Source organism: Granulosicoccus sp. 3-233 (assembly GCF_052681095.1).
Genome location: NZ_JBQYLE010000002.1, coordinates 1,019,783 through 1,043,208, shown reverse-complemented (window position 1 = coordinate 1,043,208; position 23,426 = coordinate 1,019,783). Strand labels below are relative to the sequence as shown.

Sequence of the window (23,426 nt, the reverse complement as noted above, 5' to 3'; positions counted from 1 at the left end):
TCACCAGCCTGCAACCTGCCAACCGCTCAGGAAAACACGCGTTTGACTGCGGGAATTCGCGACAGCAGCAGATAATCCAGAGCCATGACCGTCAACAGGGTCACCCCGGCCATGGGGAAGAACAGGGAAATGGCCAGACCGCACAAGGTAGCACCACGCCATTGCGGCATGTCTGCTGGCAAGGGTGGTGCGACCAATCGCCCCGCCGCTGACGGTCGACGCTTCCACCACATGACAACTCCACTGACGCACAGAAAGATAACGGCCAGACAGAAAACCGTGTTGAGAGCGATGTTCCACGAACCCAGGGTACCCATGTGAAAACCGACACCGGCAGCCATGGCTTGTCCATAGATGGAGTAGTCCTGGAAGGTGATATCAGCCAGCACCTTGCCACTGTACTGATCGACATGAACGGTACGGTCGGTGGTGGCATCCGTGCTGTCCGAACTCATCGAGTCACGTGAGATGGTCCAGACCGCGGTGTCATCTTGCGGGATGTTCAGCTGGAAGCGCTGCTCGAAGCCGAGTGTTCGCGCAAAACTCGCCAGGCTGTCGATATCAATCGGCTGCTCCGCCACCTGCTCGCCCGCCCCCGCATCGGAACCCGATGCCGGCATGGGTGTCTGTTCCAGCGCCCACGGTACCTGCTTGATTCCACCATGATTCATGCTGGCATGCAGCGAATCGGATTGGGGCGCACCGTACTTCTCGGCAGGAAATGTGTTCCAGGCCTGCACCAGTTTTTCGCCCCAGATACCCGTCCAGGAAAGCCCTGTCAGCAGGAAGACAAACAACAGTATGGATACCCATGCACCAACGCTGACATGCAGCGATTTCCACAAGACGCGACCTCTGGCCCGCACGTTCGGGATCAGCGCCGCAAGCAGCCCCGACTTCCTTGGCCACCACAGGTACAAGCCGGTTGCAATGAGCACGACCGTCAGAGAGGCCGCGATTTCGATCAGCCGGTCTCCGGTGGTCCCCAGCAGCAGACTGCCGTGAATATTGTCGAACAGACTGTACCAACCGTTCTCGCGCGATGACTCGCCCAGCACTTCCGCCGTATAGGGATTGACCGCGATGACCAGAGTGTCATCCGCTGTTTTCACACCGAAAATGGCTGCCTGTTCCGAAGACAGGGGCGCAATGTACTGGACCAGATTACCGTCCGGCACGGCTTCCATGGCGGCCGCAGCCTGACGGGAAACGGCCATGGCCTGACCTTCGGCCACTACCGTGATGCGCTCTCCGTCACGGCCCGCCAGGGTATTGGTCCACAGCATGGCCATACCTGTAATAGCCAGTATCAGCAGAAAGGGAATGACGTAGAGGCCGGCATAGAAATGCCATCGCCAGGCAGCAAGGTACAGCTTGCTGTGGTGGGTGTCGGTACGACCGGTGTTGTCGGCCTCGGTTCGAGTAAAGGATGGGTTGATCGTGTTCATGGGTTTCTGTTGGCAGGCGTATAGGACATGAGCACGCGCCACCGTGCGCGCTATCGTGACGGCACATGGAACCCATGCACAGCACGACCGCGACGCGCGGCAAGGCGGTCGGCTCATTGGCTGAATCGAATGAGGGGAATGGCACCGAACGACCGGATCAGGGGTCGTGGCGCTGCGATTTCAGCCCAGGGGTGGCCCGCGGCTCGAGACAACCTGCCGGTACCACTGAGGCACGGCAATGACGACATGAACAGGCCCGCGTACTTCGCGATCGAACTGCGGGTAGTCTGTCAGTTCCCAGGCACGTTGCAGGACAAGGACATCGTGATCAAGAAGAACACAATGGGGTAGAACCCATTCTTCTCCGGCATCGTTGACAATCTCGCCGTCAGCATCCACGGTGACGCGCAGTAACTGCGTGCCACTGCAGACAACCACCGAGCGATAACCATCGCCCAGCAGCAAGGTAGCCGTCAGAGCAATCTTGGGCGTCAGCAGTGACAAGACGAGCAACAACAACCCGGCCAGCCTGATGGCTGCACGGACTGGGCGTTGCTGAAGTTGACGGCTGATCATGCGCCCGAGTATATCTCAATACCCTGCTCGGAAGCAGAGCCAGCTGTTCACCGGCTCAATCAGTGGGCCCGTACAAGCGAAGCGCATTCTCATGGAAAATCGCCCTTCGTTGCGCATCACTCAGGGATTGCAGCAGAATCTGCAGGTCTTCCTGCCAGGTGGCCGGACTTGTAATGGCTGTCATGACGGGCCAGTTGCTGGCATAGAGCAGTCGCGCCGTACCAAAATGTTCCAGCAAGGCATCCACATGGGCTGCCATGATGATTCGATCTTGCGGGTTGCCACCGCGAACCGGTAGCCCGGACACCTTGACCCGGGTATTCGCGCACTGAGCCAGTTGTTGCATGGCGTCGGACCAGAAGTCGAAGTCACCATCGATCTCCGGCAGACCGAAGTGCGCGATGACAACATCCGTGTCCGGGGCCTGCTCACACAGATCGCTGACCGCCCAGAGCAGCTCCGGTGGCGCCAACACCTCCAGAACCAGCCCGAGACGCCCTGACTCGATGGCCAATGCCCTTACGCCATCCGAGCACAGGTAATCCTGCGGATCATCGTCCAGCATGGGCGTCAGCCTGATACCTCGAAAGTCCGGATTGTCACGGTAGCTCCTCAGCGCCGCTACAGGATCGGAGCCGCGAGCATCAACCCAGCCTATGACTGACAGAATGGACTCGTGACGCCTGGCCAGCGACAGACAGAATTCGGTGTGAGCCTGCGTCGCCGGTCCGTGCACCAGGACCGCTGATGTCGCGCCCGTATCCTGCAGCATCTGCTCCATGTCGGCAGGCAGGAATTCACATCCGGTCAGTTGTGGAAACTGCTGCAGTGCAATCAGGGTTTCCCCGCGTGACAGATCCCAGATATGGACATGGGCGTCTATCATGCTACTGGCTCCTTCAATGGATTCTCGACACCGATGTCGTCCAGAGCATCCCAGAGCGCATACGGTATGAGCGATTGCAGATCCTGCTGGTTCGACATCAGCTGCGCAGGTTCTGCCAGGCCCAGTATCAACCGATGCACGGCGGGATGACGGGCACAGTAATGCAAGGCAGCCTGTTTCAGCGAAACACCATGCTGCTGGCAAACGTCGGCAATCTGCCGTACACGCTCGCGAACGGTCGCGGGGGCCACCGCGTAATCATAGCGTGCCAGCGGATCATCCGGTCCGGTAGCGAGAATTCCGGAATTGAAAGGTGCTGCCAGCTCCACCTCTGTGCCCAATGCCATGCACCGGGGCAGCAGACGGCGAGCCGCACTGTGCTGTAACAGGCTGTAGCAATTGGCAACCATCAGTGTATCGAGAGGCACACGTTCCAGTAGCCGTTCGTGGGTGGTCGATACATTGCTGCCACAGCCTATGCGCCCGACGACACCCTGCTCTTTCATCTGCTTGAGCGCACGCCAGGCGCCCGATACTGCTTCGTCCACATGATCATCGCAATCATGTATGAAGACGATATCGAGTCGGTCAGTCCCCAGACGTTCAAGACTCTTCTCGATCGACCTGCATGTGGCATCAAACGAATAGTCGTAGCTGTCTCCATGGTTGTCCTTGGGATTGCTTACCCTGGCTGCGTAGGGTCGAAAGCGACCAACCTTGGTCGACAGCACATAGCTGTCCCTCTCCACTCCTTGCAGCAATCGCCCGAGACGCTCCTCCGACAGACCACCCCCGTACAGGGGGGCTGTATCGAACCTGTTGATGCCGAGCGACCGAGCGCAACGGAATATCTCCTGCGCTGACTCGTCCGACACCGGTGCTGTATTGCTCGTGCCGAGCAGGCCGAATCCCAGCCCAAGACTTGCCGCCGACTTCATCGTACCCTGCCTCCGCTGTCACAGCTGAAGAAGAATGCCTGCTCTGTATCGAACGCCATTTCCACCGAATCACCGGCCTGAATGACCGCACGGCCATCTGCCTTGCCGATGACAGGGACCGAGTCGAGCTTGAAATGCACCAGTTTCTCGGTACCCAGCTGTTCAACCAGTTCCACGACCACTCTGGAGCGAACGCCGGGCACGGTCGATCCGTCACACAGTCGAATATCATCCGGGCGCATACCGAAGCGCAGACTATCGCCTTCTGCCACGCCCGACGGTGTCCGGCAGGCAAGCGTTCGCTCACCGAGGCGAACGGCGTCACGCTCGACAACAGCATCCGCGATGTTCATCGGAGGGCTACCCATGAAACCTGCCACGAATTCATTCGCCGGATCGTGGAAGATTTCATCAGGGGTACCCTGTTGCTCGATGATGCCACCACGCATGACAACGATCTGATCGGCCAGGGTCATGGCTTCCACCTGATCATGGGTGACATACACGATGGTGTTCTTCAATCGCTGATGCAGAAGCTTTATCTCCGCCCGCATCTGTCCCCGCAACTTGGCATCCAGGTTCGACAATGGCTCGTCGAACAGGAAGACTTCCGGGTTTCTCACGATGGCCCTGCCCATGGCCACACGCTGACGTTGACCGCCGGACAGGGCACCAGGCTTGCGCTCCAGCAACTCATGCAGTTCCAGGATATCGGCCACATCCCGCACCCGCTGATCGATTTCATCGGCTGGTACGCGTGCCAGCTTCAATGAGAAAGCCATGTTCTGATAGACCGTCTTGGCCGGATACAGCGCATAATTCTGGAACACCATCGCAATGCCTCGATCCTTTGGCCGCAGATCGTTGACGACACGATCGCCAATGACAATCTCTCCCGAGCTGACGGATTCCAGCCCGGCTATCATGCGCAGCGTGGTGGACTTGCCACAGCCGGAAGGACCCACAAGGACCGTGAACTGCCCCGGCTGCATTTCGATATCGATGCCGTGCAATACCTGAATCGCGCCATAGCGCTTGACCAGATTACGAATAGCTATGTTTGACATACTGTTTGATGCTCAGGCTACTGGATTGTTCACGCTCGGTTACGTGATTCATTGATCAGATACAACATGGTGAAGATGGCGGAAATCCCCAATATCGTGACCGCAGCCGTGGAGGCACGGCTGAACTGGAAATCGACGAAGGCCAGACGATAGGTCAACGTTGACAATACTTCCGTGGAGCGTCCGGGTCCGCCACCGGTGGTCAGCCAGACCAGTGGAAACAGCTGAAAGGTCCAGATCAGGTCGAGCAATGCGACACCATAGATGACCGGTTTGAGCTGCGGCACGGTCACATGCCAGAACTTGTGGAAAAAATTTGCACCATCGATATCTGCAGCTTCGTACAATTCGCTGGGAATGGACTGCAGGCCACTGAGGAAACTCACCATGATGAAGGGGTAACCTCGCCAGGTGGAAATGATCAGCAGAGACCACATGGCCAGATCGGGATCACCCAGCCAGTCCAGGGGTTCATTGACCAGACCGATTGACTGCAAGGCGTAGTTGACAACGCCAAACGGGTTGAGCAGCAATTGCCAGTTCAAGGCGACGACAACGGCTGTGAAGATCCACGGCAGAATCAGCAGGGAACGAAAGATGGTACGAGCCCTTGGGTGGATATCGGCATTGACCAGCATGGCGAGAATGGTGCCGACAAGCAGATGCCCCAGAACCGATCCGATGGTGAAGACCGCCGTGTTGAACAAGGCACTCCAGTAGCCGCTGTCACCCAGCATGTCCGAATAGTTCTGCAGCCCGACGAACGTCGGGTCCGGTTCGATGATGACATTGTCATACAGGCTGTACTCGATGACCTTGTACAAGGGCACGGACAGCAGGGTTCCCAGGATGAACAGCCCCGGCAACAGAAACCAGTAGGGCGTTGCCTGACGTAACAATTTCAGTATCACGCTATGTATTCACTCGGTGTACGGTTACGGAATGCACGACCTGCTGGAGAGAGCACGGAGCTGCCTCTCTCCAGACAGTCGCCGACGATTACTTCAGCAATTCGAGCCATCGAGCCTGAACTCGACTTGCCGTTTCCTGAGGTGTCTGATTTCCAGCCAGCATCGACTGCATTTCTTCGGTCATGACAGACCAGCTGGCAACGGTCTTGGGTGCCTGCCTCAACTCTTCCACGGACTCGTCGTCCTCGAGAATGGAGCGTTGCGCCGTGAAGATCGGGTCTTCGCCCGTGTCCTCACCCAGTGCATCGAGGTTCCCCGGCAGAGCGCTGGCAGCGGCCGCCATGCGTCCATTGACATCGGTTGACATCAGAAACGAGATGAACTTCCACGCTTCCTCCTTGTGCCTTGAATCCGCTGCCAAACCCAATTCCCAACCATGTACCCGGTAAGCCTCGGTGCTCAGCACGGGAACACGAACCAGCTCGTAATCGAGTTTCGGATTGCGAGCCACAATGGCGCGAGCGTGCACTGCCGGTGATATCAGGAAGCCGGTGCGCCCGGCAATGAATTCTTCCAGGTCCACGCCACCGGTTCGAGAAGCCGCTCCGGGTGCCAGGGCTCCGCTGTCATTGAGCTCTTGCAGGAAAGTCAGTGTCTTGACGACTTCCGGGTTGTCGAAATCGGGGCTGGTACCATCAACGATTCTGCCGCCAGCTGTGTACAGCAAGGGCAGAAAGGTCAGGATGGGGCCATTGGCGGGCGGCTGTGATGAAAACGGCATGCCCAGGCCTGACAACCCCTCTTCCAGCGCGGATATCGCCGTGGCCATGCTCATCAGCTCCTCCCAGTTTCCCGGTGCCTTGTCGAACCCGGCCCGTTGCAGCAGCCCACGGTTGACATGCATGACAAATGGAAACGCATTGAGTGGCACCATCCAGGTACTACCATCGATCTTCCCGATCGGTGCCTGTACCAGTCGCTCGACCTCGAAGTCATTGTCGTCACGCGCCAGATAGTCATCCAGAGGTTCGAGAATGTTCATGTCCAGAAACTCCGACGTCCAGGGCATGTTCAGACCCAGCACATCCGACCCCACGCCGATGGCCCTGTTGGTGACGATACTCTCTCGAACCTTACCGAACGGCTGCGTCACCAGTTTTACCTTGATATCCGGATTTTCCGCCTCGAATTCTTCCACGATGGCGTCATAGAAATCCGCATTCTGCTCAGCGGCAAACCATTGCAGCCATTCGATCTGCGTTGCTGCATGTGCCTGACTGCCCAGTGCCAGCAGCACAGAGGCGACAATGCCTTTCATCTTCGGTTTCATCTAGTGTTCTCCTCGAGTGGTATTACCTGGTGTGGAATTCAACCCTTCACGCCGCCAGCCGACAGGCCTGATACGACGTAGCGTTGAACGAACATGAACAACAGCAAGACTGGCACGGAGCCGATGACCGAGAAGGCCATCATCTCGTCCCATTTCAGACCGAACTCACCAACCAGCATCGAAATGCCGACGGGCACCGTTCGTATTTCCGTGCTGCGCGTCAATGCAAGGGCAAACAGAAACTCGTTCCACGACAGCAGAAAGGTGTATACGGCTGTGGAAATGAGCCCTGGCGTGGCCATGGGAAGCAGTACGCTGAACAGGACTCTGAATGGCGAACATCCATCGATGATCGCCGCCTCATCGAAGTCCTTCGGAATCGTGTTCAGATACGCATTCATCATGATGATCGCGTACGGCAGGCCGAAGGTCAGATAGGTGACTATCAACCCCAGATGCGTGTCATACAGTCGTAGCCAGACAATCACACCGAAGAACGGGATCAACAGTGTGATGGTAGGAACCATCTGGGTTGCAATGACGAACAGTTTGGCAGCCTGATCACCGAAAAAGCGGTATCGCGAAAATGCAAAGGCGGCCAGGGTACCGATGATCAACGACAGGAATGTCACCGCCAGACCTATCAGGTAACTATTGACGATGAAGGTGCGGAATGTCTCGTTCTGCAGCACCTTGATATAACCGTCAATCCGGAAGTTTTCCGGAATCAGCTGCGGCGGCAGGGAAAAGGTGTCTGTTGTCGGTTTGAACGAGACAGACAGCATCCACAACACGGGAAAGGTGACAACGATTACCGCCAGCGTCAGAGCCAGATACAGACTCAGTCGAATGAGTCGCACTCGGGTGGCTTCCCGCAACCAGGGTTTTGACCTGGTCATGGCACGTCGAGTCTGCTCGCTCATGAATAGACCTTCAAGGTGCAGTTCTCGATGAAATCCCAATCCAGATCGATGCCCAGACCCGGCGCCTGCGGCAGGTAGGCCACGCCATCCCTGACATCGATAGGCTCCTTCAGACCGATCGCAAACAGATCTTCCGGCACCAGCACCTCGAACATCTCGGTATTCTTCATGGCAGCAGCACAATGCAGATTGACCAGCTCCAACGGGTGGTAGATTGCCGTATGTATTTCGCAGTTCATGGCAAAGGCTTCTGCCAGATGGGCCGTCTTCATCAGCCCGGTCACCCCGCCAGACCAGGAAGCATCCGCCCGGACGATATCCACAGCCCGGGTGGCTATCATTTCGGCGACCCCTCCAGGATGGTTCTCCGCTGTCTCTCCACCAACGATCGGAATATCCAGCGTGCGTGCCAGTTCTCTGATGGAGCCGATGTTCTCGTCGTAATGCGCCTCTTCCAGCCAGTAGTAATCCAGTTCCTCGAGCATGCGTCCGAATGCCAGATTGTCATGAAAGCTCAGAGAACCGACGGGGTCACTCATCAATCGAAAATCAGGACCTACCGCTTCCCGGCAGGCTCGATGTGCCGCAAAATTGATTTCACGGTCGGCTGGTGGGTGCAGTTTGTAACCAGCCCAGTTTCGATTTTTCAGCGCCAGTGCTTCAGCGGCATAATCCTCGGCGCTGTTCAGAGTCAATGAGCTGCCATAGATCGGCAAACTGTCCCGATAGGCTCCCAGGTATCGGTACAAGGGCAGGCCCGCGGCGGTTGAGGCCAGCAACCAGGTGGCAATGTCGAACGGTGCCAGTGAGTACCCGGGCGCAAAGTTCCAGGCGCGGTTGAGTTTGCGGAACTCATGCCAGTTGCGCTCCCGATAGTCGGGGTCCTTGCCAAGAAAGAATGGCTTGATCATCTCCTCGGCAACTGCGCCCATGGCTATGGAGCTGCGTCCGGCAAAACCGAACGTATCGACACTGATGCCTTCATCGGTCTCGACGTGCAAAGCCAGAAACTCGAAGGACAACGGCTGACCGTCCTTCAGTTTGTACTCGGTTTCCGGTGCATGACGACAGGCACGTATGGATATATCGGTAATCTTCACAGCTTGACTCCTCTTCAGTAACCAGCCACATAGGCTGAATGTTCGGATGTATAGAAATCCAGCGTACTGGCGCCGACCGAGCCGATACCCAGACCTGAATCTCGTATACCGACAAAGGGCATGTTGTCGTCAGGCACGGTGCCATGGTTGATGTGAATCATGCCGGACTGCGCTTCTGACAACGCGCGGTTGACAAACTGCACCCGATCGGAAAACACGGCACTGGTGAGCCCGAACCGGGAATTGTTGAGCAAGGCAAGCGCCTCATCATCGCTATCACAGGGTTGTAGTGTCAGCACAGGCCCGAATATCTCTTCCTGTACTGCCACGTTCGATGGGTCTTCGCACAACAGCAATGTCGGTGCGAAAAAACGACCCGTCGGAGCCTCGTCGGGCGACAGACGATGGCCGCCCAGCAGGCATGCAGCGCCGCCTTCGATCGCTTCATTGACCAGACGTTCTATCTTGTCCAGCTGTTCCGGGGTGGTAATGGGTCCGAGCGTGGTACCGGCCTGACGGCCAGGGCCGGCAACCAGCTTGTCCAGCCGATGACGAAATCCGCCAACCACCTCATCCAGTCGGTGTCGCCTGAATATCACGCGACTGATGGAGGTACATCGCTGCCCCGAACACTGGAAGGCGGCGCCGACGATCGCGTCCATTGCCGCCCCCGGATCCGCCACCTCATCCAGAATGGCGGCATTCTTGCCGCCCAGTTCAAGCGACACCGGTTTCAGCCCAGCCGCTGCCGCCACGGCCACCTTGCGTCCGGTATCCACTGAACCGGTGAACGACACCGCTCTGATTCGATCCTCTGCCACCAGCCGCGCTGCTACCGCGCCCTTGCCGTTTACCAGTGACAAGGCCCCTTCAGGGATGATCCCCTCAGCGAGTGTCACGAGAGCGATTGCTGCCGCCGGACTGTACTCACTGGGCTTCAGGACGACCGTATTGCCGGTGACAAGCGCAGGTACCAGTTTCCGCAGCGGTGTCAGAATCGGGAAATTCCATGGCGCAATCGCCAACACGATACCGTGTGGTCGACGCATGATGATATTCCGGAAGCCGCGACTTCGCCCTGGCAAGGTGCATCCGGCATGACTTGAGGCAAAGCCGAGCATCTGTCGGGCCTCGCGCAGAGCCTTGCCGATCTCGGCACACGACTCGCTGAGTGGTTTGCCCTGTTCGGCAGTCATGCACAGCGCTATATCATCCGTACTCGCCTCGATTCGTTCCAACCACCGGCCAATGGCATTGACACGTTGCGTACCGGTCAATGCAGACCACTCCTGAAATGCCGATTGTGCTCGATCCAGCACCTCATCTGTCTGTGCCTCGCTGGCAATACAATAGCTGGCAACGACTTCCTCGGGACAAGCCGGATCATGGCTCTGGAACACCTCTGCGTTGTCAGGGCGCTCGGTAACGGGCAAGGTTGCAGACAATGGCTGTTGGCCCAGGTTGAGAAGCATGGGGAGTTTCATGGCTATTACCCGTTATCCGTTTCCAGTTGACTGACGATGGCGGAGGCACCAGCGCGCAGGAACGCCTGATCGGATCCGCCGGGTGCCAGTTGCATGCCCCGTGCATGCAATGCGGCAGAATCGCTTCCGGCATACGGCAGACACCCCAGTGCCTTGCCCTTGCGCCTTGCGGTGCTTTCGATATCCGACATCGCTCTTGTGAATTCGGGGTCTTCGAATCGACGAAAGACACCCAGAGAGGCGGACAGGTCATTGGGCCCCACGAAGAAGCCATCGACGCGATCCATCGACATCAGCCGCTCGAGGTTCTCCAGCGACTCTGGCGACTCGATCTGGAACACCACTGTGGTGGCCTCGTTTGCATGGGCGAAGTACTCGAGTGGCAGATACCCCTGGTCGGCGGCGGGGATAGCTCCAACCGCGACCCCACGATTCCCCTCCGGAGCAAACAGAGCCGCAGACAGAATGGCCGAAGCCTGTGCAGGTGTGTCGACGACTGGCGCCATGATGATATTGGCTCCGGCATCCAGCACACGCTTGATCGCTCCCTCGGAGTGATCAGGCAAACGCACCATCACCGCCGTGTCATAGACCAGCAATGCCTGAACCTGCGCAGCCAGCCCCGCCACTCCTCCCTGGCCATGCTCCAGGTCGATCAGTACATAGTCCAATCCGGCACGAGCCATCAGCGCAGTCGCCTGAGCCAGGCCCAGGGTGGACCAGGCACCCGACAGGTTCTGTCCGGATTTCAGTTTCTGCCGAAACAAACGTCCCTTTTCCAGGCAGCGCGGTAGAGAAGCACTCATGCTCGTTGACTCTTTAGGTTATGTATATGAACCCAGTCTCCACGCTTGATGGGATGACTGGCCATGCCGATGACGTACCCGTCCCGGACTATCTGCTCACCGACACCCAGATCGGCAAGTGCAATCTTGTGAAACTTCCTGATGTTCTGCCTGGCTTGCAAGCTGTCATTTGCAGGCACTACCGCAACTGCTTGGGAATCTGGCGAACTCGAAGACTCTCTACTTGTATTATCGTGACTGTCCGCGGAACGAACGAACACCGTATCGCCTGCAACTACGGTGTCGAGAACGTTGGCGACATGGTCGCCATCGACCAACCGTATGGCTTGTCTACTCATCTCGGTACGATGGTTGTCAATCCTGTGGAGCTGGTTCACAGCGACTCTCCGAATCGAGAGATACTCTCGCCACCTTCCCCAACGACTTCTCCCCAGGTCAATGTTCCTGATGCAATGTCCAGCAGACTCTGCAGCGACATGTCGACAGAGGCCTTCATGGTGGATGTACCGGCGATCAGAGAAGAGCAGTCCAGATCGATCTGCTGCGGCAACTGACTGACCGTATCTTCGTTGGCGGACAGCTTCAGTGTCGGTGCCAAGGCGCTCACATAGCTGTTGCCGATGCCCGTGGAAAACAACAGCAACTGCGCCCCGGCCGCCACGAAACCGGTCAGGGATTCAGGCGTATAGGCTGGTGCGTCCATCAGGTACAGCCCCCTGCCTGCAGGCGCTTCACTGTACTGCAGGACTCCCTGCACCGGGGAGGTGCCACTCTTGGCAACCGAACCACTCGCCTTCTCTTCGATGGTTGACAAGCCGGCTTCGATATTGGCGCGATTGGGATTGATATCGATCAGCGAGATACCCGCCTCGCGCGCCATGGCTTCACGTCTCAGTACGGCTGCACTGACCGCCTCGCTTGTCTGTTGGTCAACACCGCGGCGTGCCAGCTCCACCTCGGTACCCAGCCACTCGAGTGTCTCTCCCACGATCACGGAAGCCCCCTGCTCCACGAGACGATCGCTGATACGACCGATCAACGGGTTGGCAGCAATACCGGATGTCGGATCGGACAATCCGCATTCCATGCCGACGACCAGCTCCGACAGGGGTTGTGGGGTACGACGCTGCCGTGAGATGCCTTGCAGCAGCGCAGCGCCTCGTCGAAAGGCCTCATCGGTCATGCGCAGCGCATCATGTGCCACATCCTGATAGCTGACTGCCTCGACTTCCTTGCCGCACGAACGCAGAGCCGTCACCAAGGACTCGGTACGCAAGCGATCCGCACTCAAGAGCAGTACTGCTCCGACATTCGGATTACTGGCCAGTCCGATCAGAGTCTGTAACTGCCGCTGCGCATCGAAGCCGATCAAGCCCATTCCGTAGGAGGTGGACGCCAGTACTGCACCGGGCAACATGCCTTGCAGCCGACGTGCTGTCGGTTCGGTCAAACCGGTGGCATTGAGAATGAGCAAATGATTGCGCACACCAGGCCGACCAGTCTTCCGGGAATAGCCCATGAATCGGGATTCTGTTGCTTCTGACATGGAATCTTTCCTGACATCTCATCTGAGCGCTCAGTTGAGTATGTCAATCGATCCCGTTTGTGTCAACATGTATCGACACGTTGTCAACGACGATTGCAGCCAGGAGTGATGAACATGCCGGCAGTGGAGAACACGCCACGCGACACTAAAGTGCAGGATGAGCAGAACGATGCCGAGGACCATGTTGCTGATGCTGGCGAGATCGAATCTGTGGCGGACACCGGTGAATCATTGGTGACCTTGCGGGAGACGGCCTACAAGCAATTCATGAATGCCTTGCTACGGCGCGAGTTCCGTCCGGGGCGTTTGATCAGTCAGCGCGAGATTGCACGCGTCACGGGGAACTCACTGGCATCGGTACGCGAAGCACTCAAACGCCTGGAGGGTGAACGCATCGTCGAGCTGCTGCCGAAGAGAGGCATACTGATACGCGAAGTGCGACAGAAGGACATCGCCGAGGCCTACGATGCGCGAATACTCATCGAGAATCACGCCATTGGCAGTTACGCAAAGAGCTGCTCGACCGAGGAAATCGATCGATTCCTGCGAGAAACCGAGGCCGTGGTCAGTGCCAAGCCAACGTCCAGTGAAGATCAACTGGCACAGCTGGACCTGCGCATCCGGCTGGATCGGGAACTTCATCGAGCCATCGTCGCCGCACTCGACAACACGCCCCTGGCGGACGCTCATGCCAAGATAGAAACAACGATGCTGCTGGCGAGACTGAATCTGCCGCCATTGTTCCATAGCCGCGGCCCGGCATTCAAGGAACATCTGGTGTTGCTGCAGGCACTGCGTGAAGGTCAGGTCAAGGAGGCTCGAACAGCACTGCGCCAACATCTGCTGCAAGCCCGTGAACGTGCCATGCAATCAACCGAATGGTAGAAAAATGATCGGCCCCCACAACAGCAAGGAGCGTGGCTCCGCGTCCAGGGCTCATTGGATCGGCCCACTTCCCGGCCGGGCCAGGCGGCAGATGAGCAGACCGACAATCCGTCGGCCTGCTTCAGTGCAGCTTACACGAGCTCGCAGATCTCACAGATCGCATGCATGTACATTCGCACGCAATCCAGAAACTGGGTCTTTCTGACCCGTTCATCGGGCATGGTGTTGAATTCGCCACCGGGTCCGCAAACGATCCCCTGCATGCCCGCCGCGGCCAGATGTGCTGCATCGGTTCCGAAGAATGCCGGCGGCATGATGGCTCCGGTGGGCTGTGGTGTCGAGTGAACATGTGCATAGGCCCGGTTCATGACCTGTACGATACGGGCATCGCGTGACACTTCGAAAGGCGGCATCTGCGGCTTGTCCTTGCGCAGATCGTGAGAGGCAACGCTGCTGACAAGACCGGGGAACTCCAGCTCCAGTGCATCCAGCATCTGGCGTATATCGGCCAGCACACTGTCCACGCTCTGGCTTGGCGCATAACGGCAGGTACCCAGCAACTTTGCACGATCAGCCACCTGAGGTGGACGCCATTCATGAAATTCGTCTCCCAGCCCTGCCCGAATGACACCGACATGCCCGCGATTGACCAATCGATGCTGAGGATCGGTGACACCCGAAAAGGTCATGCCATTGATACGTGGCACCAGGGCAGCTGCTGCCGCCGCTGCATCGCAGGCTTCGTGCCGTTTGGAGACATGCCGTGTGGAACCCTGCAGCTGAATCTCATAGGAGAAGGCCCCTGCATGCAGCGTCAGCGCCTGTAGATCTGTCGGTTCACTGTTGATGAAGTAGTCCGCGCGAACACCCTGCTCGATCATGCGGACCGTACCGATCCCACCCTGCAGTTCTCCAACAACGAACGAGAGTATGACATCCCCCTTGAATCGGGCTCCAGCCTTGAGTAGCGTTTCCACAGCGCACAGATAGGCAGCATCGCCGGCCTTCATGTTGGACACACCAATGCCATAGATGAACTCGTCATCAACGACTCCGCCCCAGGGATCCACAGTCCAGCCCGAGGTTGCTGGATTGGTGTCCAGATGACCATTGAACAGCAGGCTACTGCCCCCGCCCTGCCCCTTGAGTGTTGCTATGGTGTTGACGCGAGAGCCTTCCACCGGCTGTAGTTCACTCTGCAGTCCCAGTGAGCTGGCGATGTCATGTACATGTACTGCCAGCGCTCGCTCCTCGTCGGTTTCCGTATAGCTCTTGTGCTGTACCAGATCGACCAATCTGTCCAGACAGGCCTGCTCATCGATCTGAGCAACCAACTCCTGAGGTGTCATTTTCATGTTTTACTTGGATTTTCCATGTCACGCCAGACCGGCGTATGGGAAGACAATTGCTGCATACTGATATGGCACTGAATTTCATGGCCGCCGGGACCTGACTGCCTCGGAGGACGCTCGGTTGCACATTGTTCGCCCAATCGATGAGGACAGCGACTTTCGAAGACACAGCCGCTGATCCGCTCCGTACGCTTCGGCAGAGTACCGTGCAAACGGATACGACGGGTCGCTGTCAACGGGTCGATCGACGGAGAAGAGGACAACAGGGCTTCGGTGTAAGGATGGTAGGGAGGCTTGTCCAGCTCATCGATATCCATCAGCTCGATCAGCTCACCGAGGTACATCACGGCCACACGATGCGCCAGGTGGCGCAGGATGGCCAGATCGTGCGTGATGAAGATCAAGGCAGTGCCACTGTCGAGCTGGATATCTCTGAGCAACTGTGTGATGGAGGCCTGCACACTGGCATCGAGCCCGGAGGTGACTTCATCACAGATGATGACTTCGGGTTCCGCGGCCAGAGCGCGGGCAATGGCCACGCGCTGCTTTTCGCCACCCGAGAGTTGATGCGGGTATCTGTCGGCATAGTGCTCCGGCAGTTGTACTCGCCGCAACAGATTGCCCACTTCCTGCTTTCGTTCCCGGGAGTTCAGTGACTTCCGATACAGTACCAGGGGGCGCTCCAGTATCGTACCGATGGCATGCCGAGGATTCAACGAGCTGTCCGGGTTCTGGAAAACGATCTGCACACGCGCACGATAGTCCTGATCCATGGCGTGCACCGGAACGCCCGAACGCAGCAATTCGCCTTCGAACGACACCAGCCCCGCCAGCGTCTTCGCCAGCGTCGACTTGCCACAGCCGCTTTCTCCGACCAGAGCGAGTGTCTCGCCACGTGACAATGCAAGGCTGACATCATTGACCGCATGAACGGCGGATCTGCGTCCACGCAAGGCTGCCAGCAGACTGGTCTTGCCATACGTCACCGAAAAGCCATTCATGGCCAGCACCGGGGTGTCGTCACCGGTCACGGAAGCCGCGTCAGCGTCAGACCTGGCATGAAAGCGATCCTGCCGATCCATGACGTCCGCCGACTTGACGCAGGCAACGGCATGCTCGACGTTCAGAGGCAGCCGTACCACTTGACGATCACACAGTGATGGCTCATGCCAGGCACAACTACCGGCGTAGATGCAGGGCGGTGCCGGCCCGATCCTGGGAGCGCTCTTGTTGCCCGCCGTGGCCAGCTGTCTGCCCGTACGTGTGTCCGACGGTCTTGGCAGGCTCGCCAGCAAGGAACGCGTATAGGGATGCCGAGGCTCTCTGAACAGTTCGTCCGTTGCAGCATGCTCGACGATACGTCCGCCATAGATCACGGCTACCGAGTTCGCAATCGACGAGACCACGCCCAGATCATGGCTGATGAACAGTGCAGACACTCCGGTGCGATGCTGCAAGGCGATGAACAGATCCAGCAAGGTCGCAGCGGTTGTGGCATCCAGCGCAGAAGTCGGCTCATCAAACAGTATCAGTTCGGGGTCGCAGGCAAAGGCCATGGCCAGTACGACGCGCTGTTTTTCGCCTCCGGACACTTCGTGAGCATAGCGCTTCATCATGGCTATTGGATCCGGCAATCCGACCATGTCCAGAAAATCCCGCGCCAGCGACTGTATACCTTCCGCATTCCTGCGTCCATGTTCCTGCAGAGTCTCGATGATGTGGTCGCCGATGGTCATCGTCGGATTCAAGGCTGTACTGGCGTTCTGCAGCACGATGGCAATACGGTTACCACGGATCTCCTGCATGGAGGCCTCACTACGCCCCACCAGCGATGTTCCCGATAACAGGATCTTGCCGCTTTCGCTGGCGACCTTGCCGGTCAGATCTCGCATGATGGCATTGGCCAGAGACGACTTGGCTGATCCACTTTCGCCCACCAGTCCGAGCACTTCGCCGCGCCTGATCTGCAGATTGATGTCATCCAGAATGCGCACCTCCCCAGCCTTGCTGGCATAGGAAAGCGAATAATCCTCGATCTTCAGTATGGTGTCCGAATCGCTCATGAGCTGGCCTGTGGGTTCAGTGCGTCACGCAGTCCGTCGCCGAGCAGATTGAATGAGATGGCAACCAGTGCTATTGCAACTCCCGGCACCAGAATGGGCCATGGACTGCGAAACATGTGGTCACGCCCTTCGGCAATCATCAACCCCCATTCCGGCGAAGGTGGTTGCGCCCCGAGGCCCAGAAACGACAGAGTTGCCAGAGTCATCACGGCAAATGCGACACGAATGGTTGCTTCCACGATGACAGGTGATATGACATTGGGTAACAGCTCGGCCAGGATGATCCAGACCGTCCCCTCACCTCGCGCCCTGGCGGCGGACACGTAATCGAACTCCCGTGCTTGCAACGTCACGGATCGCGCGATTCGTGCCATGCCGGGTGTAAAGGCGATACCGATGGCTACCACGGCATTGAAGGAGGACGAGCCGAGTACGGAAAGAATCAGCAGGGCGAACAGCAGACTGGGGATCGCCATCAGGGCATCGTTCAATCGCATGATGATCTCGTCGGTACGACCGCCGAGAAATCCGGATACGATGCCGATGGCGGCACCGGCCACGGTACCGATGACCGTTGCCAGCAAGGCCAACAGAATCGTGGAACGCGAGCCTGCCAACACTCGACTCAGGAGATCACGTCCATACCAGTCGGTACCCAGAGGGAACTCGGCAGAAGGCGCTGCAAAGCGGTCAGTGAAATGGAACTGTTCGGGATCGCGAGGTGCCAGTTCGGGTCCGAACAGGGTCAGTACCAACAGCAATAGACAGAGCAGCAGACCGACAGCACCCTGCGGTGTGCGGATCAGTGCAGAGAAGGTGCGACGAAAACCGTTCATTCGAATTGTATCCGCTTGTCGAGTACCGCATAAGCCAGATCGGCCAGCAGATTGGCCACGGCATAGGTGACCGCCATCAGCAATGCGCCAGCCTGCAGCATGGGAAGATCTCTGTTCTGGATGGCCAGAATCAGTTGCCGCCCGACACCGGGAAACGAGAAAACCTCTTCGACCACGATCACGCCACCGATCAGATAACCGATATCCAGAGCGATGACCGTGATGGCGGGCAGGAGCGAATTGGGTAATGCGTGCCGGTACAGCACGCGCTTGCGACTCAGACCACGAAGCCTTGCCGCTCGCACGAAATCACTCTCCAGGGTGTCCACCATCTCGGAGCGCACCATGCGACTGACGTGGGCGGTCAGAACGATGGTCAGTGTCAGCACCGGCAAGGCAATGTGATGCAGCGCTCGCAGAGGGTCCTCACTGAAGGGGACATAACCGGATGCCGGGAACAGTGCAATGGCAGGACTGGCAAGCCAGGCCAGCAGCAACGTTGCCAGCACGAACTCGGGCAGCGATACGCCGAGGTAGCTCAACAACGACACCCCGAGGTCGGCCGGCTTCCCGCGTCGGGCGGCCGCCAGCACGCCCAGCGGGATTGACACGAGAGAGACCAGAACCAACGCGAAGACTGCAAGGATGGCCGAATTGCCAAAGGCCGACAGAATGGTCTGGCCCACGGGCTGTCCGGTTCTCAGAGAGATACCGAAGTCCCCCTGCACGACACCCGAGAACCAGTGCCAGTATTGCACCCAGGCAGGCTGATCCAGACCCAGCCTGGCATTGAGCGCTGCCAGAGCATCCTCGGTTGCGTATTCCCCCAGAATCATCGTCGCGGCATTTGCCGGTAACAACTGGGTGATGCCGAACACGATTACCGAGACTATCAGTGCTGTCACCACCAGTGATGACAAGCGCTTGAGGAGGAATCCGAGAGACATGATTCAGCAGCTATCAGCGCGTTGGCGCGTTGTCGGCCAGCGATACCTTGTGCAGCGCATAGTTGGCGCCGCGCGGATGCTGTTCATAGCCCTCCACATACTCGGCCTTGGCCGCCAGCAGATCGAAGAAGCACGGTACGATGGCCGGAACGTCCTCTCGCATCAGACGCTGCGCTTCGGCATACAACTCGGCGCGTCGCGCCGTATCGGTCGTACGGTCGGCCTCGCTGATCAGAGCATCGAAGGACTCGTTGTTCCATCTGGTTTCGTTCCAGGAGGCACCCGAGGTGAACAGCAGATTGAAGATGGTGCCTTCAGTGGGTTGCATGTTGTAGAAACCCACATAAAACTGGCCCTTTTTCCAGACCTGATCCAGATAAGTCGGATGATCCATGGTCTTGATGGAAATATCAAAACCGCTGGCACGCGCCATCTCGCGTACTACCACGGCCAGTGAGGAGCGATACCCGGGTTTGACCGATGCCACCAGTTCCAGCTGCAAGCCGTCCGGATACCCGGCGTCGGCCAGCAGGGCGCGGGCACGCTCCGGGTCGAAACTCTTCAGCGGCGCTTCATCGTGATAGCGATACGCACTGTTGACTGGCGAATCGTTACCCGGCTTGCCGAAACCCTCTGCAACCAGCTCGACAATCGCCTCGCGATCGAGTGACAGGGAGAGTGCTTCACGCACGCGTTTGTCATTGAACGGCGGCCTTGAATTGTCCATGACGATATCCAGAAAACGCCCGGATGGCGTCAGCAGACCCTCGATGCCAGGCGCATCGGCAACCCGCTGGTAATCGGTTGGCTGAATCTCGTTGAGCAGGTCGATCTCACCGGCCAGCATGGCTGCAGCCGCACTGGCAGCATCGGGGAATGTTCGAACTTCCACACTATCGAGGTAGGGTTCCCCGGCAATGAAATAATCGGGGTTTTTCTCCAGTACAGCCACCTGATCCGGCTTGAACTCGGCCAGTCGGAAGGGACCGGATCCCACCGGTGTCTGATCGAATCCGGCGAAATCCGACTCGATGAGTCCGGCCGGAAGAACCTTTGCTGTCGGATAGGTCAGGCCGACCGGCAGATCGCCAAACGGGGTTTCCGTGCTGATGACAACCGCGTGATCACCGTCGGCGGTCACACGACTGATGGGCCCCAGATTACGCCGTCCGGGTGCCGAGGTTTCCGGGTCGAGCAGTTTGTTGAACGAGGCAACCACATCCGCCGACGTCAGCTTCTGCCCATTGGAGAACACGACATTCTCCCGCAAGGTGAAACGCCACTCGGTCGCATCCTCATTGGATGTCCATGCCGTTGCCAGATCGGGCTGTGCAGACATGTCATGGCCAAGCGTGGTCAGCCCCGAATACAGCATCTCGGCAAGCATGTATTCCGAGTTCAAGCGGGTGAGCATCGGATTGAGCTTGTTGGGCGTGATGTTCAACCCGATGCGCAGAGTGCCACCGGCACTGGCTCCGAAGGCAGGTAGAGAAGACAGACCCAGACTGCCGACACCCAGCGCAGCGCTGCTCAGCAGGAATTGTCGACGACTGAATGTAGGACCGTTCATAGCATGTTCTCCCGGGAGATCAGGGGTTGTTGTCAGTGATGGATGACGAAGATGTATCGGGTAAGTGGAAACTGGCAGAAAGAAAATTCTCGATGGATTTCGACAGGTAGATCAGGTCGTCCGTGGTGGTGTGCTCATCCGGGCCATGAACGTTACGCTCCGGCCGGGACAGCCCACCGAGCAGCATGTGCTGAATGCCTGCCCGTTGCACCCAACCGAAATCGGATGAGGTGGACGAGCCGTAACGAGTGAAATCGCTCATGGGTATACCGGCTGCCGCAGCCCGGGCTGCTGTCCAGCGCTCCGTGCCCGGGCCATCCGGGTTCTTGACCGGCGGCAGATGTCCCGTCTGAGTCATGGACCAGCCGGACAGGCGACTCGCCGCCAACGCAGCTGTCAGCACACTCATCAATTCGTCATGTACCTGAGATTCTTCCTCTTCGGGCAGATAACGCCGGTTGATGATGATGCGACATTCACCCGGAATTGCGGAGCCCATGTCCCCGGCCTTGATGGAAGTCAGCGTCAGCCGGGCCCGCAGGGGCTCCGATGCCCAGGGTCTGGCGGGCATGTCACTCTCTCGCTGCTCGACCTTTTCCTTGAGTTTCATCAGAGCCAGAACGGCAGGCAACGACTCCTCGACAGCATTGACACCCATTTCCGGAGTTCCCGAATGAGCCGTCTTGCCGGTGAAAACCAGCTCATAGGTCAGCGAGCCGAAGCAGCCTGCCCAGATCCTGTTATCGGCAGAACCATTGAGGTTCAGCAGTATCGGTGGCAGCTCCCGGGTTTCAGCCAGATAGCGGATGCCCGGATACTTGCCGCCTTCCTCATCGGTACAGAATGCCAGTACAGGACGATATTTCAGTACGGTACCCGCCTGCCGCAGTCGCCGCAAGGCATCCAGCACCGCAACGACAGCCCCTTTCATGTCGGCTGTTCCCCGACCGTACACCCGGTTCTGTTCCACGGTGAGGCCGAAGGCGGGACGGGTCCAGCCATGACCTTCCGGTGCCGTATCCATGTGGAAGTAAATGAGCACTTCGGGCAGATCGTCGGTGAGGGCCATCGCCGGTCTGGACAACAGATTGATTCGGGGGCCACTGACTTCGTCCGATCGATACAACTCTTCAGGCACGGTCACTATCTCGTGGCTTGCGTCCAATTCCTGACAGAAACTTGTCACAATCTCCATGACTGAGGCGTAGTTGTCGCCCGGAGGGAAGCAGGTATTGCACTCGACCAGAGATGAAAGCCTCGAAAGCATCCATTTCACGTCAGGAACAGGTAGAATCTCATTTCTCATAACTATATAGAAATATAAATTCGCACAATAAGCAAGGAATTTTTTATCGGTGGCTAATAAACAGAAGGTGCAGGAACTGGGTGCAAGTCTTGTCGCGGCACCGTTACATGAACAGGTCAAGGAAAGAATTGTCGAGCGGATCACGTCCGGAGCCTGGGCTGCCGGCGATGTCCTGCCGGCCGAAATCGATCTGGCGACCATGTTGGGTGTGTCCTATGGAACCATCCGGCGAGCCATGGGGGACCTGACAAACGAGGGTATCGTCATGCGGCGCCGGCGTACCGGCACGGTCGTCACCGGTCGCATGCCCAATCACACCTTGTCGCGGTTCTACAAGTACTTTCGCTTGCAGACGCAGGATGGTCGTCTGATCACGACCATCACCCGTACCCTGAATGTGGACTGCAGAGAGGCGTCTGATGAAGAACGGGATCGATTGAAGCTCGATGCCGAGCACACGACGGTGTCAGACATGGTGCGAATCCGGGAGGCGGACGGAAGTCCTGTCATGGTGGACAACTTCATCGTTCCGATGGCGCGCGTTCCGGACTTCCCTCAGCAGGCGGAGGACGTGCCCGAGCTGGTGTTCAACTGGTTGCTGGAGCAGCACCAGATCCAGTTGGGAGCCGTACATGAAAAAGTGACCGCCAGACTGGCATCGGAGCGGGAAAAACAGTTACTGGGCAAGACGGACGAAGTTGCTCTGGCCTTGCTGGATATCGATGCGCTGGCACTGGACACCCTCAACGAGCCCCTGCTGATCATGCGCCATGCCGCATTGACTGAAGCCCACTGTTATGTCAACGAGATGCGTTGACGCACGGCGATCAGGCAGAACGTCGTAGCGGTACGGAGGCCCGGAGATCCGTACCGCAGCTTCGACCCTGACTGTCGGCGATGCGCTATGACAGCACGCCATCGAGCAACAGGTATCCTGGCAACCAACCGGTCAGAATGCCTTCCACGGCAGCGACTGAACCGGTGAACCGGGCAATCGGCTTCTTCATGGCCAGCAACAGGAAAAACAGGAACCACAGAAACGCCCACGCTGCCCAGCACAGACCGAACCATATCTGCCAGACCGATGTCGCGTTGAACAGCGTATCGATGGCAACCGGAATGGCGGTGATCGCAACAAACAGGCTGAACCAGCCCAGTCCTCGACCATCCGACCCATTGAAACGATTGATACATACCCAGAAGTAGGTGAAGGCAAAAAGCAACGTCAGCGCCGCGGCCTTGATGGAGCCAGCATCGGCATTGGCACCGAATGCCAGCTTGAACGACACCAGGCAGGTGACGACACCCGAAAAGATATTGATGACCCAGATTTCATTGTCACCGATTCGGCCGTGCAGCCAGATGCCGTTGAGCACCAGTACGGCACCAACGTAGAGCAAAGCGAGACCAAGAAGCATGTGAGTTCTCCGAGAAGCGAATGATTGGCACTGC

21 protein-coding genes are annotated in these 23,426 nt (G+C 58.0%); 2 read left to right on the top strand and 19 right to left on the bottom strand.

Annotated elements, in window-relative coordinates; genetic code table 11:
• Positions 1-26: 26 nt before the first annotated feature.
• From ACUNV4_RS09375 to ACUNV4_RS09320, 12 genes are all read right to left on the bottom strand, one after another.
• Positions 27-1,448: a PepSY-associated TM helix domain-containing protein gene (locus ACUNV4_RS09375; RefSeq protein ID WP_430878254.1), complete on the bottom strand. Its 1,422-nt coding sequence runs from the start codon at positions 1,446-1,448 to the stop codon at positions 27-29.
• 180 nt (positions 1,449-1,628) lie between these two features.
• The gene (locus ACUNV4_RS09370; protein ID WP_430878253.1) at positions 1,629-2,024 is read right to left on the bottom strand and encodes a hypothetical protein; all 396 of its coding nucleotides are present in this window, start codon (positions 2,022-2,024) and stop codon (positions 1,629-1,631) included.
• 55 nt (positions 2,025-2,079) lie between these two features.
• On the bottom strand, positions 2,080-2,910 hold the full coding sequence (locus tag ACUNV4_RS09365) for an amidohydrolase family protein (RefSeq protein WP_430878252.1): 831 nt from the start codon (positions 2,908-2,910) through the stop codon (positions 2,080-2,082).
• Positions 2,907-3,848, bottom strand: coding sequence for an aldo/keto reductase (locus ACUNV4_RS09360; RefSeq protein ID WP_430878251.1), 942 nt, complete (start codon positions 3,846-3,848; stop codon positions 2,907-2,909). The genes ACUNV4_RS09365 and ACUNV4_RS09360 overlap by 4 nt, the downstream gene beginning before the upstream one ends.
• Positions 3,845-4,915, bottom strand: a complete 1,071-nt coding sequence (locus ACUNV4_RS09355; RefSeq protein WP_430878250.1) for an ABC transporter ATP-binding protein — start codon at positions 4,913-4,915, stop codon at positions 3,845-3,847. Before ACUNV4_RS09355 ends, ACUNV4_RS09360 begins: the two co-directional genes overlap by 4 nt.
• Positions 4,916-4,944: 29 nt before the next feature.
• On the bottom strand, positions 4,945-5,826 hold the full coding sequence (locus tag ACUNV4_RS09350) for a carbohydrate ABC transporter permease (RefSeq protein ID WP_430878249.1): 882 nt from the start codon (positions 5,824-5,826) through the stop codon (positions 4,945-4,947).
• A gap of 88 nt (positions 5,827-5,914) precedes the next feature.
• Positions 5,915-7,156, bottom strand: coding sequence for an ABC transporter substrate-binding protein (locus ACUNV4_RS09345; protein ID WP_430878248.1), 1,242 nt, complete (start codon positions 7,154-7,156; stop codon positions 5,915-5,917).
• Positions 7,157-7,194: 38 nt separating this feature from the next.
• Positions 7,195-8,079 carry a carbohydrate ABC transporter permease gene (locus tag ACUNV4_RS09340; RefSeq protein ID WP_430878247.1) on the bottom strand — a complete coding sequence of 295 codons (885 nt, stop codon included), beginning with the start codon at positions 8,077-8,079 and terminating at the stop codon, positions 7,195-7,197.
• On the bottom strand, positions 8,076-9,179 hold the full coding sequence (locus ACUNV4_RS09335; RefSeq protein WP_430878246.1) for an enolase C-terminal domain-like protein: 1,104 nt from the start codon (positions 9,177-9,179) through the stop codon (positions 8,076-8,078). The genes ACUNV4_RS09340 and ACUNV4_RS09335 overlap by 4 nt, the downstream gene beginning before the upstream one ends.
• Positions 9,180-9,193: 14 nt before the next feature.
• Positions 9,194-10,663 carry an aldehyde dehydrogenase family protein gene (locus tag ACUNV4_RS09330; protein ID WP_430878245.1) on the bottom strand — a complete coding sequence of 490 codons (1,470 nt, stop codon included), beginning with the start codon at positions 10,661-10,663 and terminating at the stop codon, positions 9,194-9,196.
• 5 nt (positions 10,664-10,668) lie between these two features.
• Positions 10,669-11,469: an HpcH/HpaI aldolase family protein gene (locus ACUNV4_RS09325; RefSeq protein ID WP_430878244.1), complete on the bottom strand. Its 801-nt coding sequence runs from the start codon at positions 11,467-11,469 to the stop codon at positions 10,669-10,671.
• A 373-nt stretch (positions 11,470-11,842) separates the two neighbouring features.
• Positions 11,843-13,015: a UxaA family hydrolase gene (locus ACUNV4_RS09320; RefSeq protein WP_430878243.1), complete on the bottom strand. Its 1,173-nt coding sequence runs from the start codon at positions 13,013-13,015 to the stop codon at positions 11,843-11,845.
• 108 nt (positions 13,016-13,123) lie between these two features.
• Here ACUNV4_RS09320 and ACUNV4_RS09315 point away from each other — a divergent pair, with 108 nt between their 5' ends.
• Positions 13,124-13,900 (top strand): GntR family transcriptional regulator, encoded by a 777-nt coding sequence (locus ACUNV4_RS09315; protein WP_430878242.1) that lies wholly within the window; start codon positions 13,124-13,126, stop codon positions 13,898-13,900.
• 131 nt (positions 13,901-14,031) lie between these two features.
• On the opposite strand, the gene ACUNV4_RS09310 is transcribed toward ACUNV4_RS09315, so the two are convergent.
• From ACUNV4_RS09310 to ACUNV4_RS09285, 6 genes are read right to left on the bottom strand one after another with little or no spacing between them, the layout of a single operon-like run.
• The gene (locus ACUNV4_RS09310) at positions 14,032-15,255 is read right to left on the bottom strand and encodes a M20 family metallopeptidase (protein WP_430878241.1); all 1,224 of its coding nucleotides are present in this window, start codon (positions 15,253-15,255) and stop codon (positions 14,032-14,034) included.
• Positions 15,252-17,315, bottom strand: a complete 2,064-nt coding sequence (locus ACUNV4_RS09305) for a dipeptide ABC transporter ATP-binding protein (protein ID WP_430878240.1) — start codon at positions 17,313-17,315, stop codon at positions 15,252-15,254. The genes ACUNV4_RS09310 and ACUNV4_RS09305 overlap by 4 nt, the downstream gene beginning before the upstream one ends.
• On the bottom strand, positions 17,312-18,151 hold the full coding sequence (locus tag ACUNV4_RS09300; protein ID WP_430878239.1) for an ABC transporter permease: 840 nt from the start codon (positions 18,149-18,151) through the stop codon (positions 17,312-17,314). Before ACUNV4_RS09300 ends, ACUNV4_RS09305 begins: the two co-directional genes overlap by 4 nt.
• On the bottom strand, positions 18,148-19,098 hold the full coding sequence (locus tag ACUNV4_RS09295; RefSeq protein ID WP_430878238.1) for an ABC transporter permease: 951 nt from the start codon (positions 19,096-19,098) through the stop codon (positions 18,148-18,150). Before ACUNV4_RS09295 ends, ACUNV4_RS09300 begins: the two co-directional genes overlap by 4 nt.
• A gap of 13 nt (positions 19,099-19,111) precedes the next feature.
• On the bottom strand, positions 19,112-20,668 hold the full coding sequence (locus tag ACUNV4_RS09290; protein ID WP_430878237.1) for an ABC transporter substrate-binding protein: 1,557 nt from the start codon (positions 20,666-20,668) through the stop codon (positions 19,112-19,114).
• Positions 20,669-20,687: 19 nt separating this feature from the next.
• The gene (locus ACUNV4_RS09285; protein ID WP_430878236.1) at positions 20,688-21,863 is read right to left on the bottom strand and encodes a M20 family metallopeptidase; all 1,176 of its coding nucleotides are present in this window, start codon (positions 21,861-21,863) and stop codon (positions 20,688-20,690) included.
• Between the two features lie 160 nt (positions 21,864-22,023).
• On the opposite strand from ACUNV4_RS09285, the gene ACUNV4_RS09280 reads away from it, so the two are divergent.
• Entirely contained in the window at positions 22,024-22,791 is a 768-nt protein-coding gene (locus tag ACUNV4_RS09280; RefSeq protein WP_430878235.1) for a GntR family transcriptional regulator, read from the top strand.
• Between the two features lie 85 nt (positions 22,792-22,876).
• Here the strand turns inward: ACUNV4_RS09280 and ACUNV4_RS09275 are convergent, their stop codons facing one another.
• The gene (locus ACUNV4_RS09275; protein WP_430878234.1) at positions 22,877-23,392 is read right to left on the bottom strand and encodes an AmiS/UreI family transporter; all 516 of its coding nucleotides are present in this window, start codon (positions 23,390-23,392) and stop codon (positions 22,877-22,879) included.
• Positions 23,393-23,426 lie beyond the last annotated feature (34 nt).

Excerpts from the sequence above, each read along its gene's own strand:
- ACUNV4_RS09315 (WP_430878242.1), top strand. The coding sequence starts at position 13,124 with ATGAACATGCCGGCAGTGGAGAACACGCCACGCGACACTAAAGTGCAG.
- ACUNV4_RS09325 (WP_430878244.1), bottom strand. The coding sequence starts at position 11,469 with ATGAGTGCTTCTCTACCGCGCTGCCTGGAAAAGGGACGTTTGTTTCGG.
- ACUNV4_RS09285 (WP_430878236.1), bottom strand. The coding sequence starts at position 21,863 with ATGGAGATTGTGACAAGTTTCTGTCAGGAATTGGACGCAAGCCACGAG.
- ACUNV4_RS09345 (WP_430878248.1), bottom strand. The coding sequence starts at position 7,156 with ATGAAACCGAAGATGAAAGGCATTGTCGCCTCTGTGCTGCTGGCACTG.
- ACUNV4_RS09295 (WP_430878238.1), bottom strand. The coding sequence starts at position 19,098 with ATGTCTCTCGGATTCCTCCTCAAGCGCTTGTCATCACTGGTGGTGACA.
- ACUNV4_RS09365 (WP_430878252.1), bottom strand. The coding sequence starts at position 2,910 with ATGATAGACGCCCATGTCCATATCTGGGATCTGTCACGCGGGGAAACC.
- ACUNV4_RS09355 (WP_430878250.1), bottom strand. The coding sequence starts at position 4,915 with ATGTCAAACATAGCTATTCGTAATCTGGTCAAGCGCTATGGCGCGATT.
- ACUNV4_RS09360 (WP_430878251.1), bottom strand. The coding sequence starts at position 3,848 with ATGAAGTCGGCGGCAAGTCTTGGGCTGGGATTCGGCCTGCTCGGCACG.
- ACUNV4_RS09370 (WP_430878253.1), bottom strand. The coding sequence starts at position 2,024 with ATGATCAGCCGTCAACTTCAGCAACGCCCAGTCCGTGCAGCCATCAGG.
- ACUNV4_RS09375 (WP_430878254.1), bottom strand. The coding sequence starts at position 1,448 with ATGAACACGATCAACCCATCCTTTACTCGAACCGAGGCCGACAACACC.
- ACUNV4_RS09340 (WP_430878247.1), bottom strand. The coding sequence starts at position 8,079 with ATGAGCGAGCAGACTCGACGTGCCATGACCAGGTCAAAACCCTGGTTG.
- ACUNV4_RS09310 (WP_430878241.1), bottom strand. The coding sequence starts at position 15,255 with ATGAAAATGACACCTCAGGAGTTGGTTGCTCAGATCGATGAGCAGGCC.
- ACUNV4_RS09305 (WP_430878240.1), bottom strand. The coding sequence starts at position 17,315 with ATGAGCGATTCGGACACCATACTGAAGATCGAGGATTATTCGCTTTCC.
- ACUNV4_RS09320 (WP_430878243.1), bottom strand. The coding sequence starts at position 13,015 with ATGTCAGAAGCAACAGAATCCCGATTCATGGGCTATTCCCGGAAGACT.
- ACUNV4_RS09330 (WP_430878245.1), bottom strand. The coding sequence starts at position 10,663 with ATGAAACTCCCCATGCTTCTCAACCTGGGCCAACAGCCATTGTCTGCA.
- ACUNV4_RS09290 (WP_430878237.1), bottom strand. The coding sequence starts at position 20,668 with ATGAACGGTCCTACATTCAGTCGTCGACAATTCCTGCTGAGCAGCGCT.
- ACUNV4_RS09275 (WP_430878234.1), bottom strand. The coding sequence starts at position 23,392 with ATGCTTCTTGGTCTCGCTTTGCTCTACGTTGGTGCCGTACTGGTGCTC.
- ACUNV4_RS09300 (WP_430878239.1), bottom strand. The coding sequence starts at position 18,151 with ATGAACGGTTTTCGTCGCACCTTCTCTGCACTGATCCGCACACCGCAG.